Origin of the sequence: Arthrobacter sp. 179 (assembly GCF_052379645.1) — a bacterium.
GTDB lineage: Bacteria > Actinomycetota > Actinomycetes > Actinomycetales > Micrococcaceae > Arthrobacter_H.
Window position 1 is genome coordinate 62,556 of the sequence record NZ_JBQSYU010000004.1, and the last position, 14,537, is coordinate 77,092.

Annotated in this window: 13 protein-coding genes; 9 read left to right on the forward strand and 4 right to left on the reverse strand. The window is 66.0% G+C overall.

From position 1 onward, the window contains the following. Window positions 1-8 precede the first annotated feature (8 nt). From ACT3UE_RS03830 to sdhC, 4 genes are read right to left on the reverse strand one after another with little or no spacing between them, the layout of a single operon-like run. The gene (locus ACT3UE_RS03830) at window positions 9-791 is read right to left on the reverse strand and encodes a succinate dehydrogenase iron-sulfur subunit (RefSeq protein WP_086999444.1); all 783 of its coding nucleotides are present in this window, start codon (window positions 789-791) and stop codon (window positions 9-11) included. After that, complete coding sequence (gene sdhA / locus ACT3UE_RS03835; RefSeq protein ID WP_444554273.1) at window positions 791-2,578, reverse strand: succinate dehydrogenase flavoprotein subunit; 1,788 nt, start codon at window positions 2,576-2,578, stop codon at window positions 791-793. Before sdhA ends, ACT3UE_RS03830 begins: the two co-directional genes overlap by 1 nt. Window positions 2,579-2,629: 51 nt before the next feature. Then, on the reverse strand, window positions 2,630-3,079 hold the full coding sequence (locus ACT3UE_RS03840; protein WP_444554272.1) for a succinate dehydrogenase hydrophobic membrane anchor subunit: 450 nt from the start codon (window positions 3,077-3,079) through the stop codon (window positions 2,630-2,632). A 3-nt stretch (window positions 3,080-3,082) separates the two neighbouring features. Then, window positions 3,083-3,463, reverse strand: coding sequence for a succinate dehydrogenase, cytochrome b556 subunit (sdhC, locus tag ACT3UE_RS03845; protein WP_086999449.1), 381 nt, complete (start codon window positions 3,461-3,463; stop codon window positions 3,083-3,085). 263 nt (window positions 3,464-3,726) lie between these two features. Between sdhC and ACT3UE_RS03850 the strand changes: the two genes are divergently transcribed. The 9 genes from ACT3UE_RS03850 (at window position 3,727) to ACT3UE_RS03890 (ending at window position 14,522) form a co-directional block, all read left to right on the forward strand. After that, complete coding sequence (locus ACT3UE_RS03850) at window positions 3,727-4,839, forward strand: mannose-1-phosphate guanylyltransferase (RefSeq protein WP_444554271.1); 1,113 nt, start codon at window positions 3,727-3,729, stop codon at window positions 4,837-4,839. 85 nt (window positions 4,840-4,924) lie between these two features. After that, window positions 4,925-6,133, forward strand: coding sequence for an amidohydrolase (locus ACT3UE_RS03855; protein ID WP_444554270.1), 1,209 nt, complete (start codon window positions 4,925-4,927; stop codon window positions 6,131-6,133). Window positions 6,134-6,346: 213 nt separating this feature from the next. Further along, window positions 6,347-7,465, forward strand: a complete 1,119-nt coding sequence (locus ACT3UE_RS03860; protein WP_444554269.1) for a BMP family lipoprotein — start codon at window positions 6,347-6,349, stop codon at window positions 7,463-7,465. A 219-nt stretch (window positions 7,466-7,684) separates the two neighbouring features. Beyond that, the gene (locus ACT3UE_RS03865) at window positions 7,685-9,280 is read left to right on the forward strand and encodes an ABC transporter ATP-binding protein (protein WP_444554268.1); all 1,596 of its coding nucleotides are present in this window, start codon (window positions 7,685-7,687) and stop codon (window positions 9,278-9,280) included. Next, window positions 9,273-10,610 carry an ABC transporter permease gene (locus ACT3UE_RS03870; RefSeq protein WP_444554267.1) on the forward strand — a complete coding sequence of 446 codons (1,338 nt, stop codon included), beginning with the start codon at window positions 9,273-9,275 and terminating at the stop codon, window positions 10,608-10,610. Before ACT3UE_RS03865 ends, ACT3UE_RS03870 begins: the two co-directional genes overlap by 8 nt. Further along, window positions 10,607-11,896: an ABC transporter permease gene (locus ACT3UE_RS03875; protein WP_444554266.1), complete on the forward strand. Its 1,290-nt coding sequence runs from the start codon at window positions 10,607-10,609 to the stop codon at window positions 11,894-11,896. Before ACT3UE_RS03870 ends, ACT3UE_RS03875 begins: the two co-directional genes overlap by 4 nt. Window positions 11,897-11,900: 4 nt before the next feature. Further along, window positions 11,901-12,317, forward strand: coding sequence for a cytidine deaminase (locus tag ACT3UE_RS03880; RefSeq protein ID WP_444554265.1), 417 nt, complete (start codon window positions 11,901-11,903; stop codon window positions 12,315-12,317). 39 nt (window positions 12,318-12,356) lie between these two features. Beyond that, window positions 12,357-13,667: a thymidine phosphorylase gene (locus ACT3UE_RS03885; protein WP_444554264.1), complete on the forward strand. Its 1,311-nt coding sequence runs from the start codon at window positions 12,357-12,359 to the stop codon at window positions 13,665-13,667. A gap of 186 nt (window positions 13,668-13,853) precedes the next feature. Further along, complete coding sequence (locus ACT3UE_RS03890) at window positions 13,854-14,522, forward strand: DedA family protein (protein WP_444554263.1); 669 nt, start codon at window positions 13,854-13,856, stop codon at window positions 14,520-14,522. The last annotated feature ends 15 nt before the right edge of the window (window positions 14,523-14,537 follow it).

Sequence of the window (14,537 nt, forward strand, 5' to 3'; positions counted from 1 at the left end):
CGTGGTGGCTAGACCGAGCGGGCCAGGATGGCCTGCTTGACCTCGGAGATCGCCTTGGTGACCTGGATGCCGCGGGGGCAGGCTTCGGTGCAGTTGAAGGTGGTGCGGCAACGCCACACGCCTTCCTTGTCGTTGAGGATCTCCAGACGCATGTCGCCGCCTTCGTCCCGGGAGTCGAAGATGAAGCGGTGGGCGTTCACGATCGCTGCCGGGCCGAAGTACTGGCCATCGGTCCAGAAGACGGGGCAGGACGAGGTGCACGCGGCGCAGAGGATGCACTTGGTGGTGTCGTCGTAGCGCTCGCGTTCCTCGGGGGACTGGTAGTGCTCAGCAGTCGGGGAGTGGCCCTTGGTGATCATGAAGGGCATGATCTCGCGGTAGGACTGGAAGAAGGGTTCCATGTCCACGATGAGGTCCTTCTCGACCGGCAGGCCCTTGATGGCCTCCACGGTGATGGGCTTCTCGGTGTCCAGGTCCTTCAACAGGGTCTTGCAGGCCAGGCGGTTACGGCCGTTGATGCGCATGGCATCGGAGCCGCAGACGCCGTGGGCGCAGGAACGGCGGAACGACAGCGAGCCGTCGATCTCCCATTTGACCTTGTGCAGGGCGTCCAGCACGCGGTCGGTGCCGAACATCGTCAACTGGAAATCCTCCCAGGTCACGTCTTCGGAGAATTCCGGTTGGTATCGGCGCACCCGCAGGGTGATGTCGAACTTCGGGATCTCCCCGCCGCCGCCGACACCGGGGGCCAGGTCGACCTTGGATGCTGGTTCGGGAATCTCGCTGCTCATTAGTACTTACGCTCCATCGGCTGGTAACGGGTGAAGATGACGGGCTTGGTGTCGAACCGGATGCCCTCGATGCCCTCCATCTGCGCGGTGTCGTCCTTGTAGACCATCGAGTGCTTCATGAAGTTCTCGTCGTCGCGGTCCGGGAAGTCCTCGCGGAAGTGGCCGCCACGGGATTCGTGACGGTGGAGTGCGGAAACGGACATGACCTCGGCCAAGTCCAGCAGGAAGCCCAGTTCCACGGCTTCGAGCAGATCCAGGTTGAAGCGCTTGCCCTTGTCCTGGATGCTGATGTTGGCGTAGCGCTCACGGAAGGACTTGATGTCGGCCATGGCCTTCATGATGGTGTCCTTGGAGCGGAACACCTGCATGTTGGTGTCCATGGTCTCCTGCAGGTCCTTGCGGATCGCCGCGATGCGTTCGGTGCCGCCGGCATTGCGGACGACGTCGAGCATGGCCTCGGTGGATGCCGTGGCGTTCTCCGGCAGATCGACCCAATCGGCCGTCTTGGAGTATTCGGCGGCCGCGATGCCGGCCCGCTTGCCGAACACGTTGATGTCCAGCAGCGAGTTGGTGCCCAGCCGGTTCGAGCCGTGCACCGACACGCAGGCGACCTCACCGGCGGCGTAGAGCCCGGGAATGGTGAATTCGTTGTCCTGGAAGACCTCGCCCTTGATGTTGGTCGGTACCCCGCCCATGACGTAGTGCGCGGTCGGGAAGACCGGCACCGGCTCCGTGTAGGGCTCCACCCCGAGGTAGGTGCGGGCGAACTCGGTGATATCCGGAAGCTTGGCGTCGATATGCGCCGGCTCCAGGTGCGTGAGGTCCAACAGCACGTAGTCCTTGTTCGGGCCGCAACCGCGGCCTTCGCGGACCTCGTTGGCCATCGAACGGGCGACGATATCGCGTGGCGCCAGATCCTTGATGGTCGGGGCGTAGCGTTCCATGAACCGTTCGCCCTCGGAGTTGCGCAGGATCGCGCCCTCACCGCGGGCCGCTTCGGACAGGAGGATCCCGAGCCCGGCGAGGCCGGTCGGGTGGAACTGCACGAATTCCATGTCCTCCAGCGGGATGCCCTTGCGGAAGGCGATGCCCATGCCGTCACCGGTCAGGGTGTGCGCGTTGGAGGTGGTCTTGAAGACCTTGCCGGCCCCGCCGGTGGCGAAGACGACCGACTTGGCCTGGAAGACGTGGATCTCGCCGGTGGCCAGATCGTAGGAGACGACGCCGGCCACCCGGGTCTGCAGGTAGGTGGTGCCATCCTCGCGGGTGGCCTCCTCCTGGACGGTGAGCATGTCCAGGACGTAGAACTCGTTGTAGAACTCGACGTTGTGCTTCACGCAGTTCTGGTAGAGCGTCTGCAGGATCATGTGCCCGGTGCGGTCCGCGGCGTAGCAGGACCGACGGACGGGGGCCTTGCCATGGTCGCGGGTGTGGCCGCCGAAGCGACGCTGGTCGATCTTGCCCTCGGGGGTGCGGTTGAACGGCAGGCCCATCTTTTCCAGGTCCAGCACCGCCTCGATGGCCTCCTTGGCCATGACCTCGGCGGCATCCTGGTCAACCAGGTAGTCGCCACCCTTGACGGTGTCGAAGGTGTGCCACTCCCAGTTGTCTTCCTCGACGTTGGCCAGGGCGGCACACATGCCGCCCTGGGCGGCGCCCGTATGTGAACGGGTGGGGTAGAGCTTGGTCAGCACGGCCGTATGGGCCTGCTGGCCGGATTCGATGGCAGCGCGCATGCCCGCGCCACCGGCGCCGACAATGACGACGTCGTACTTATGTACCTGCATACCGGATGTTCCCTCTTCTTTGAATCTTGGTGTCGGCGAAGCGTGCCGGGACTACTGGCAGACCGCGAGCGTGGAGCCGGGGATGCACGGATCGAAGGTGAAGATCACGAGCGTCCCGAGGATGACGATGGCCGCCGAGCACAGCACCAGCACCAGCTGGAGCCAGAACCGCGGACGATCCTTTTCGACGTAGTCGTTGATGATGGTGCGAACGCCATTGGTGCCGTGCAGCATCGCCAGCCACAGCATGGTCAGATCCCAGAACTGCCAGAGCGGGTTGGCCCACTTGCCGGCGACGAACCCGAAGTCGATGGCATGCACGCCGTCACCGACCAGCAGGTTCACGAAGAGGTGGCCGAAGATCAGGATGACCAGCAGGACCCCCGAGATGCGCATGAAGAGCCAAGCGAGCATCTCGAAGTTGCCGTTCTTGGACTTGGAGCGCAGGTACTTCGGGTCGACCCGAGTCGAACGCGGTGCAACGAATTCCGTGGGAGCCATGGCTTAGTAACCTCCGAAGGCGAGCGACAGGTGACGGATGGCGAAGCCGATCATGACCACGACCCACACGATCAGCACTCCCCAGAGCAGCTGACGGTGGTACTTGGGGCCGGACTTCCAGAAGTCGACCAGGACCAGGCGCAGGCCATTGAAGGCGTGGAAGACGATCGCGGCGACGAGACCGAGCTCTCCGACGGCCATCAACGGGTTCTTATACGTGCCGATCACTGCGTCGTAGGCGCCGGGGTCGACCCGCACCAAGGCCGTATCGAGCACGTGCACCAAAAGAAACAAGAAAATGACGACACCGGTGACCCGATGCCCTACCCAGGACCACATGCCTTCGTGGCCGCGGTAGAGGGTGCCTGACGATGTCTTCGACACTGAATTTACCTCCATGCATGCAAGGGCGTTCGTGTGGCGTGCACACAAAAGATTGGCGCCGGTGCGTAAGCGTTCCTAGCCTGATCCTAGACCACGGGGTCCGTCAGGGTTCGTCTCCACCCTACCTGTGTGGCGAGCCTCACGGCGACCGTGGTGACGAGGGGGAATACACGGATTCGCGCGGAAAATACGTGACATTTTCGTGCCCTAAATCCAGCCCGTCCTCCAGCGAAACGGTTCGGTGATCGCCTACTGTGGGATCCATGAATGATGACCTCCTCGCGCGCTTCCACGGCGTGATCCCCGCCGGCGGCGTGGGAACGCGGCTGTGGCCGCTCTCCCGAGCGGCCGCCCCCAAGTTCCTGCACGACCTCACCGGATCGGGGACGACGCTGATCCGCGCAACCTATGAGCGGCTCGTTCCCCTGGCCGAGAAGCGCATCATGGTGGTCACCGGGCAGGCCCACCGCGAAGCCGTCCAGTCGCAGTTGCCCGAACTGAGCGAAACGAACCTCGTACTCGAATCCGAGCCGAAGGACTCCGCGGCGGCGATCGGCCTGGCGGCAGCCATCCTGCACCGGAGGAATCCGGACATCATCATGGGGTCCTTTGCCGCGGACCAGGTCATCGGACCGGTGGAGGTCTTCCAGGAGGCCGTCCGCGAGGCCATCCTGACCGCAGCTACCGGCAAGATCGTGACGATCGGGATCAAACCGGCCTCACCGTCCACGGCGTTCGGCTACATCCGCGCCGGCGATGCCCTCACCGTGGAAGGGGCCCCCAGCGCCACCTCGGTGCTCGAATTCGTGGAGAAGCCCGACGAGGAAGTGGCCCAGCGCTACGTCGACAGCGGGGATTACCTGTGGAATGCGGGGATGTTCGTCGCCCCCGTGTCCTTGATGCTCGACCATCTCGAACGCAATGAACCGGAACTGCATGCGGGGTTGATGGAGATCGCCGACGCCTGGGACACCCCCGAACGCGATGCGGTGAAGAAGCGCATCTGGCCGACCCTGCCGAAGATCGCCATCGACTATGCGGTGGCCGAACCAGCAGCCGAACAAGGCGACGTCGCAATGATCCCCGGTGAATTCACCTGGGATGACGTCGGCGACTTCGCCGCCATCGGCCGGCTGAATCCGGCCAGCGAGGCCACCAACCTCACCGTGCTGGGGGACGGGGCCCGGGTCTACGCCGACGATGCCTCCGGAGTGGTGGTCTCGGACACCAAACGCATGATCGCCCTGATCGGCATCAAGGACGTGGTCGTCGTCGATACCGGGGATGCACTGCTGGTCACCACCAGCGACCATGCCCAGTCCGTGAAGAAGGCCGTCGAGGCACTCAAGGCCTCCGGCGACCTCGACGTGTTGTAGCCGGGTTCCCGCCGGCCGGCGACGCGCACGAAATGATGCGTTGCAAACTCGGTGGTTGCCGCGGCGACGTCGTAAAGTCGCTTCTGTGACTTACGATTCCTCGAGGCAGACGACCTATCCCGCGATCGGGCCCTGGGCGCAGCCGTTGCTGCCCCAACTGGTGGGCTTCCGACGTGACCTTCACGCCAACCCGGAACTCTCCTTCGAGGAGACCCGGACGACGGCACGCATCCTGGCGGAGCTCGAGGCGGCCGGACTGGAGCCACGGGCCCTGGAGGGGACCGGGCTCTACGTCGATATCGGTGAGGGGGACATCGCCCTGGGCCTGCGGGCGGATATCGATGCCCTGCCGATCCTGGAGGAAACCGGGCTGGACTACGCCTCGACCCGGGAAGGGGTCTGCCACGCCTGCGGGCACGACATCCACACTACGGTCATGCTCGGGGTGGCCCTGACCCTGGGGCGCATGCACGCCGCCGGTGAACTCGGCGGCAGGATCCGGGTGATCTTCCAGCCGGCGGAGGAGACCATGCCCGGCGGGGCCCTGTCGGTGATTGCCCAGGGAGTCCTCGAAGGGGTCCCGCGCATCCTGGCCCTGCACTGCGAACCCCGGGTCGACGCCGGGACGATCGGCACCCGCATCGGGGCGATCACCAGTGCCAGCGACACCATCAAAATCGAACTGTCGGGCCGGGGCGGCCACACCTCCAGACCGCATCTGACCGAGGACCTGGTCTTCGCCCTGGCGGAGATCGCCGTCGGTGTCCCGGCGGTGCTCAACCGGCGGATCGACGTGCGCAGCGCCGTTTCGGTGGTCTGGGGCCAGATCCATGCCGGGTCGGCCCCGAACGCCATCCCCGCCGCGGGCTACCTGGCCGGGACCATGCGTTGCCTGGACGGGGACGCCTGGGAATCGGCGGGGGTGCTGTTGGACGAGGTCGTCCGTCAGATCGCCGTCCCCTATGGTGTCGACGTGAAACTCGAGCACACCCGCGGGGTCCCGCCGGTGGTCAATGCCGAAGCGGAAACGGATCTGATCGAACGGGCCGCGCGCGCCGAGATCGGGTCGACGGCCATCGTGCTCATCCCGCAGTCCATGGGCGGGGAGGACTTCGCCTGGATGACCCACACCATTCCCGGGGCCATGATGCGGCTGGGAACGCGTACCCCGGGAGGGGAGACCTACGATCTGCATCGCGGTGACTACATCCCGGACGAGAAGGCCATCGAAACAGGCATCCGGGTCATGGCTGCTGCCGCCCTGCGCGCCATCAATCCTGGACAAAGCGTCTGATCGAGCTACCAGTAGGTAACAAAAGGTCAACAATATAGTCGTGTCAACTATTTATGCTGGCAGGTCGGTCCGAGTGGGGCATACTGTATCTTCCGTCACGTCCTCCCCACATGTGGAGGCCGAAGGCGGTCGGCACCCGTTCGAGGGGCCCAGGTAGGTCACCTGGCCCGTGGAGGGGGTGGCCCTGAAGCATCACTCGTCACTGGAGGAACCTTGAAGAAGTCACCGCGCACCCTGAAGCGCTCCACCGGCAAGCTCGCCGCCGTCCTGGGCGTTTCCGCCCTCGTCCTGACCGCCTGCGGGGCCGCCCCCGATTCCGGTGGCGATGATTCGGCCGCCTCGAGCCACCCCGGCGCCGCCGACTACACCGGCTGCATCGTCTCCGACTCCGGCGGATTCGACGACCGCTCCTTCAACCAGTCCTCCTACGAGGGCCTGATGAAGGCGAAGAAGGACCTGGGCATCAAGACCAAGCAGGCCGAGTCCAAGGCCAAGACCGACTTCGAGCCCAACCTGAACTCCATGGTCAAGGGCGGGTGCAACCTGACCATCACCGTGGGCTTCCTGCTGGCCGATGCCACCAAGGACCTGGCGGAGAAGACCGAGGACGCGCACTTCGCGATCATCGATGACGACTCGATCGACCTGCCCAACGTCAAGCCGATCATCTACGACACGGCCCAGGCCGCCTTCCTGGCCGGCTACCTGGCCGCCGGGACGTCCGAGACCGGCAAGGTCGCCACCTACGGCGGCATCAACATCCCGACCGTCACCATCTTCATGGACGGCTTCGACGAAGGGGTGCAGTACTACAACGAGAAGAACGACGAGAAGGTCAAGGTCCTGGGCTGGAACGCCGATAAGCAGAACGGTACGTTCACCGGCGACTTCGAGAACCAGGGCAAGGGCAAGACGACCACCACCAACTTCATCAACGAAGGGGCGGACATCATCATGCCCGTCGCCGGTCCGGTGGGCCTGGGCACCATCGACGCCGTCAAGGACGCCAACTCCAACGGCAAGGACGCCAAGGTCGTCTGGGTCGATTCCGATGGCTACGAGTCACTTCCCTCCGGGCAGGAATTCGTGCTCACCTCCGTCATGAAGCTGATGGGTGAGGCCGTCGAGAACGTGATCACCGAGGACCTGGACGACGAGTTCGACAACACCCCGTATGTCGGGACGTTGGAGAACAAGGGTGTCGACCTGGCACCGTTCCACGACTTCGACTCCGATGTCTCCGATGACATGAAGTCGCAGCTGGACGACATCAAGGCCGACATCATCTCCGGCGACATCAAGGTCGAGTCGCCGTCCAGCCCGAAGAAATAGTCCGCGGGAGGTCCTGACCCATCGAAGCGATGGGTCAGGACCAACCAGCAGACACGGCGCGCGCCGTCCGGAAAGACGGGAGACCATCCCGGAAACGGGCGGCGCGTGCCTCATCCGACGTCCAACGATTCGCGGCTACGCTGGATTCGATGGCCCACGGTGCATCGGGGCAGATCCCCTGGAGCCCGGGCCGCTAAAGAAGGGAACACGGTAGAGCACGTGAAATTGGAACTTCGCGGAATCACCAAGAAATTTGGTTCGTTCACCGCCAACGACAACATCGACGTGGTGGTCGAAGACAGTCAGGTGCATTCACTGCTGGGCGAGAACGGGGCCGGCAAATCAACCCTGATGAACGTCCTGTTCGGCCTCTACGAGGCCACCTCGGGGCAGGTGCTCATCGACGACCGGCCGGTGTCCTTCAACGGCCCCGGCGACGCCATGGCCGCCGGCATCGGCATGGTCCACCAACACTTCATGCTGGTCCCGGTCTTCACCGTGGCGGAAAACGTCGCCCTCGGGGACGAGGCCACCAAGGCCGCCGGGATCCTCGATCTGGAGGCCACCCGCCGCAAGATCCGTGAGATCTCCGAGCAATTCGGTTTCCACGTCGATCCCGACGCCATCGTGGAGGACCTGCCCGTCGGGGTCCAACAACGCGTGGAGATCATCAAGGCACTGGTCCGCGATGCGCGGATCCTGATCCTGGACGAGCCCACCGCGGTGCTGACGCCCCAGGAAACCGACGAACTGCTGAGCATCATCGGGCAACTGCGCGACAACGGCACCTCGGTGGTCTTCATCTCGCATAAGCTACGCGAGGTCAAGGCCGTTTCCGACGTCATCACCGTCATCCGTCGGGGCCGGGTGGTCGGCAAGGCCGAACCCGAGGCCTCCGCGAGCGAACTGGCCTCGCTGATGGTCGGCCGTGAGGTGAACCTCGCCCTGGGCAAGGAGGACGCCACCCCGGGGGAGGAGACCTTCCGCGTGGAGCACCTCAACGTGGTGGCCCCCACCGGCCAGGTCCTGCTCGACGACATCAGCTTCGGCGTGCGCCAGGGGGAAATCCTGGCGGTCGCCGGGGTCCAGGGCAATGGGCAGACCGAACTGACCCAGGCCATCATGGGCCTGATGGACCAGGCCACGGGCCGGGTCATGCTCGAGGGCGAGAACCTGCTGGGCCGGAGCGTGAAGTCCATCATCAACTCGGGGGTCGGGTTCGTCCCGGAGGACCGCAGCACCGATGGACTGGTCTCCACGTTCACGGTCGCGGAGAACCTCGTGCTCAACCAATATGACCGGGCCCCGTATGCCCGCGGACTGAACATGCGCCCGGCGGTGATCAACCGCAACGCCGAGGACAAGGTCGAGGAATACGACATCCGGACCCAGAGCGGGCAGTCCAATGCCGGAACCCTCTCGGGCGGCAACCAGCAGAAGGTGGTCATGGCGCGGGAGCTGTCCCGGCCCCTGAAGCTCTTCATCGCCTCGCAGCCAACCCGCGGCGTCGACGTCGGCTCGGTCGAATTCCTGCACCGGCGCATCCTCGCCGAACGCGACGGAGGCACCCCCGTGCTGATCGTCTCCACCGAACTCGACGAGGTGGCCGAACTGGCCGACAGGATTGCCGTGTTGTACAAGGGCAGCCTGGTGGGCATCGTCCCCGGAGACACCCCGCGCGAGGTCCTGGGCCTGATGATGGCCGGCAGCTCCGCCGCCGAGGCCGGCGCCACCCCGCTTCCCGAGGCCACGGATCAGGGATCCGGTGCCGCGGCTGCGAACCCGAACCAAGAAGAGGAGTCCGGGAATGAATGATCCCGTGGACGGGCCCGGACCGGGCCCCGTCGCCCCAGACAGCGAAACCCCGGCGGGGGAGCCGGGATCGATCCCCGGAGGAGCCGACGCCGGGAACTCGCCGGCCCAGCTGGCCGAGGCGTCCGGACCGGACCCCCAGGCTTCGCTGATGACTCGGATCACCACCGGCAACGGCATGGTGTCCGTCCTGGCGATCCTGTTGTCGTTGATCGTCGGAGCCATCCTGATCGCCGCGACCGACGAGCGGGTCACCGAGGCCTCGAGCTACTTCTTCGCCCGGCCCATGGATCTGTTGGGGGCCGTGTGGACGTCGGTGTCGGAAGCCTATGTGGCGCTCTTCCGCAGCTCCATCTTCAACACCCAGGCCGACGGTTTCGCCAATGCGATCTATCCCCTCACCGAAACCCTGACCGACGCCACCCCGCTGATCCTCGCAGGACTCGGGGTCGCCCTGGCGTTCCGGGCCAGCCTGTTCAACATCGGTGGCCAGGGGCAGATCATCGTCGGCGCCCTGCTCGCCGGCTGGGTCGGATTCACCCTGGACCTGCCCGCCGGAATCCACCTGATCCTGGCGATGGTGGCCGGGATCATCGGCGGTGCCCTCTGGGGCGGCATCGCGGGGGTGCTCAAGGCCCGACGCGGAGCCCACGAAGTGATCGTGACGATCATGCTCAACTACATCGCGCTCTACTTCCTGCTCTATCTGCTGACCACCCCCGGCTTCCAACGCCCCGGCTCCAACAACCCGATCAGCCCGAACATCGACTCCTCGGCGGCCTACCCGCTGATCTTCGGCAGCGGCTTCCGGCTGCATTACGGTTTCGTCGTGGCCCTGGCCGCGGTGGCCTTCGTCTGGTGGCTGCTCAACCGTTCCACGACCGGCTTCGAACTTCGTGCGGTCGGGGCCAACCCGTTGGCGGCCCGCACCGCGGGGATCAATGTCTCCAAGGCCTACATCACCGCCATGGTGGTCGCCGGGGCCCTCGCCGGGCTCGCCGGCACCGCACAGATCTCGGGCACCGAACGCGCCCTGTCCAGTGACATCGCCGCCAGCTTCGGATTCGATGCCATCACCGTGGCGTTGTTGGGACGCTCCAAACCCATGGGCACCCTCTTCGCCGGGCTGCTGTTCGGCGCGTTGCGGGCCGGTGGCGTGGGCATGCAATCCAACACCGGCATCCCCATCGACATCGTGCTGGTCGTCCAGTCCTTCATCGTGCTGTTCATCGCCGCCCCGCCGCTGGTGCAAGCGATCTTCCGCATCAACACCGGCAAGAAGAAGAGCAAGACCACCACGGCGCGGACCGCCGGGACCGGAGGAGCAGCGTGAGCACCGCAACCACCACCCCCTCGGCCGGCGTGACGTCGGTCGGCACGGCCCACCGGAACTGGAGCACCCCCATGGTGCTGGCCGTCCTGGCCCTGGTGGCACTTCTCGGATTCGCCATCGGCAGCCCGAGCGCCACGGCCAGGTTCCGCATCTCGACCGACCACGACGCGATCAAGGTCCCCGACGTGATGCTCGGCACCACGCTCGTGGGATGGATCGGCGCCATCCTGCTGCTGGGACTGGCGGCGTATTCCTTCCGGCTGACCTCCCGGCGGGCCACCGCCCCGAAATGGCTGGTCCCGGCCTTCGCGGCCATCTGGGTCATTGCCTTCCTGGTCTGGGTCATCGGCAGCGCCAACAACCCCAACGTCTACTTCTCCGGTCTGATCGCCGGTTCGTTCACGTTGGCCATCCCGCTGATCTTCGGTTCGCTCTCCGGCGTGCTGTGTGAGCGGACCGGGGTCATCAACATCGCCATCGAGGGCCAGCTGCTGGCCGGGGCCTTTGGCGCCGCGGTCGTCGGATCGATCACGCAGAGCCTGCTGGCCGGTGTCCTGGCCGCCGTGGTGGCCAGCATGCTCGTCTCCGCGGTCCTGGCGGTGTTCAGCATCAAATACATGGTCAACCAGATCATCGTCGGCGTCGTACTCAACGTCCTGGTCGCCGGGCTGACCAGTTTCCTCTTCTCCACCGTGATGAAGGCCGATACGGCCCTGTTCAACTCCCCGCCGTCGTTCCACAACATCAGGATCCCCGGCCTGGCCGACATCCCGGTGTTCGGTCCGATCTTCTTCGACCAGACGATCCTGGGCTACGGCATGTACGTCGCCGTCTTCCTGGTCTGGTTCGGCCTGTTCAAGACCCGATGGGGCCTGCGCGTGCGGGCCGTGGGCGAACACCCCCAGGCCGCCGACACGGTGGGCATCAGGGTCAAGGCCATCAGGTTCTCCAACGTCCTGCTCGCCGGGGTCGTCGCCGGTCTCGGGGGTGCGTTCTTCACCCTGGTGACGTCCTCGTCCTTCAGCAAGGAAATGACCGCCGGGCAGGGGTTCATCGCCCTGGCGGCCATGATCTTCGGGCGCTGGAACCCGATCGGGGCGTTCTTCGCCTCCCTGTTGTTCGGCTTCTCGTTGAACCTCTCGTTCGTGCTGAGCATCCTGGGCACCCCGGTGCCCAACCAGTTCATGCAGATGCTGCCCTATATCGTGACGATCTTTGCCGTCGCCGGGCTGGCCGGGAAATCACGACCCCCGGCCTCCAACGGCGTCGCCTACGTGAAGGAGTAGGCCCGTGCCCCACCCTCCGACGACGCCGCTGGACCCCGCCGGCTGGGAACGCCTGCGGATCGCGGCCACCGCGGCGATGGAACACGCCTACGCCCCGTATTCGAAGTTCCCGGTCGGGGCGGCGGCAGTGACCGAGGACGGGCGGATCATCAGCGGCTGCAATGTCGAAAACGCCGCCTACGGGGTCGTCCTCTGCGCCGAATGCACCATGATCGGACAATTGCATATGGGCGGGGGCGGCCGGCTGCGCGCGTTCTACTGCGTGGACGGAACCGGCAACATCCTGATGCCCTGCGGGCGCTGCCGGCAATTGCTCTACGAACACCGTGGACCCGGGATGGAACTGATGACCGTCCGCGGGATCGCCACCATGGACCAGGTCCTGCCCGACGCCTTCGGCCCCGAAACCCTGTTGCACTAGCTCCGGCCATCCGGCCGGAGCACCGACGAAAGGTCCAGCATGAGCACCGAGCACTTCGACGCGGTCGAGATCATCGGCATCAAACGCGATCGCGGGACGCTGAGTCCCGAACAGATCGACTGGACCATCGACGCTTATACCCGCGGGGTCATCGCCGAGGAACAGATGGCGGCGTTGAACATGGCGATCCTGCTCAACGGGATGGACCGGGCGGAAATCTCCCGCTGGACGACGGCGATGATCAACTCGGGCGAACGCATGGACTTCTCCTCGCTGCGCACCCCCGCGGGGGCGGTCAAGCCCACCGCGGACAAGCACTCCACCGGCGGGGTGGGGGACAAGATCACCCTGCCGCTGGCCCCGTTGGTGGCGGCCTTCGGGGTCGCGGTACCCCAGCTGTCCGGCCGTGGCCTCGGGCATACCGGCGGAACCCTGGACAAGCTCGAATCCATCCCCGGATGGAACGCCTCGCTGTCCACTGCGGCCCTGATGGACCAGCTCTCCGATTGCGGTGCGGTGATCTGCGCGGCCGGGACGGGGCTGGCTCCGGCCGATAAGAAGCTCTACGCCCTGCGTGATGTGACCGGAACCGTCGAAGCCATCCCGCTGATCGCCTCCTCGATCATGTCCAAGAAGATCGCCGAGGGCACCGGGACCCTGGTCCTCGACGTCAAGGTCGGATCCGGGGCGTTCATGAAGAACGAACAGGACGCCCGCGAACTGGCCCGCACGATGGTGGGATTGGGCACCGACGCCGGGGTCAAGACGGTGGCGCTGCTGACCAACATGGCCACTCCGTTGGGGCTCACCGCCGGCAACGCGATCGAGGTCGCCGAATCCGTGGACGTCCTGGCCGGAGGCGGACCTGCCGATGTGGTGGAACTGACGGTGAAGCTGGCCCAGGAGATGCTCGCCGGCGCCGGGGTGCACGACGCCGACCCTGCGGCCGCGCTGGCCGACGGCCGTGCCATGGACGTCTGGCACAAGATGATCTCCGCCCAGGGAGGGGACCCGGCCGCCGCCCTGCCGGTCGCCCGCGAATCGGAGACCGTGTACGCCCAGGCCGAAGGGGTGCTCACCGAACTCGATGCCCTCTCCGTCGGGGTGGCGGCCTGGCGGCTGGGTGCCGGGCGGGCCCGTCGGCAGGACGAGGTCCAGGCCGGGGCCGGGGTGCGCCTGCACGCCAAACCCGGAGACGTGGTCCGCCGCGGCCAACCGCTGATGACCTTGTTGACCGACACCCCCGAGAAATTCGGCAGGGCCCTGGAGGCACTGGAGTCGGCAGCGGTGATCAGCGCCGAAGGCAGCAGGAACGGCCAACGCCTGATCCTGGAGCGGATCGCCGAATAGCCGCTCCGCCGGGTTGCGTGTCCGCCGACCTCGGGGATGACCCGGGTCGGACCCGTAATCATCCCGGGGTGGGAGGCCACGGCCGGGTCCGATGGGCCAGACTGGATGCATCACCCGACGAAGACCGGGTGCGGCCGCCGTCGTCCACCGGAAGACGGAATAATTCCAGCCAAGGGACCCTGCCTCATGGAGATCGTCAACGAGGTCATCCTCCATGCCTCGACCGCCTGGTGGATCCTGCCGTTGCTCTTCCTGCTCTGCCTGATCGACGGGTTCATGCCGGTGGTGCCCAGCGAGTCGCTGCTGGTGGCGCTGGCGTCCGTCGCGGTGGCCTCGGGGTCCCCGTCGCTGTTGCTGCTGGGCGTCGTCGGAGCGGCCGGGGCGATGGCCGGGGACCAGATCGCCTACGGGTTCGGCCGGCGGATCGGCCTGGATCGGTTCCGCTGGATGCGTCGTCCACGGACGCGACGGACCTTCGCCTTCGCCCGACGGGAACTCGAACGACGGGGCGCCCTGCTGATCTTCACGGCCCGCTACATCCCCGTCGGCCGGGTGGCGGTGAACTTCACCGCCGGGGCCACCCGGTTCTCCCGCCGCCGTTTCACCCTGCTCGACGTGCTGGGATGCCTGACCTGGAGTGCCTACTCCACCACCATCGGTGCCGTCGGCGGCCACTGGATGAAGGACAACCCGCTGCTGGGGATCGGCCTGTCCATAGCCATCGCCATGGTGTTCGGCTTCATCGTGGACCGGGTCCTCAATGTCCTGCGGCGCCGGCTTGGCACGGACCCGCAGGCCCCGGACGCCCAGCCGGCGCCCCCGCTGCTGGAAGTCCCCGCCGAGCGGGGGCACTGAGCCGCGGCAACGCCG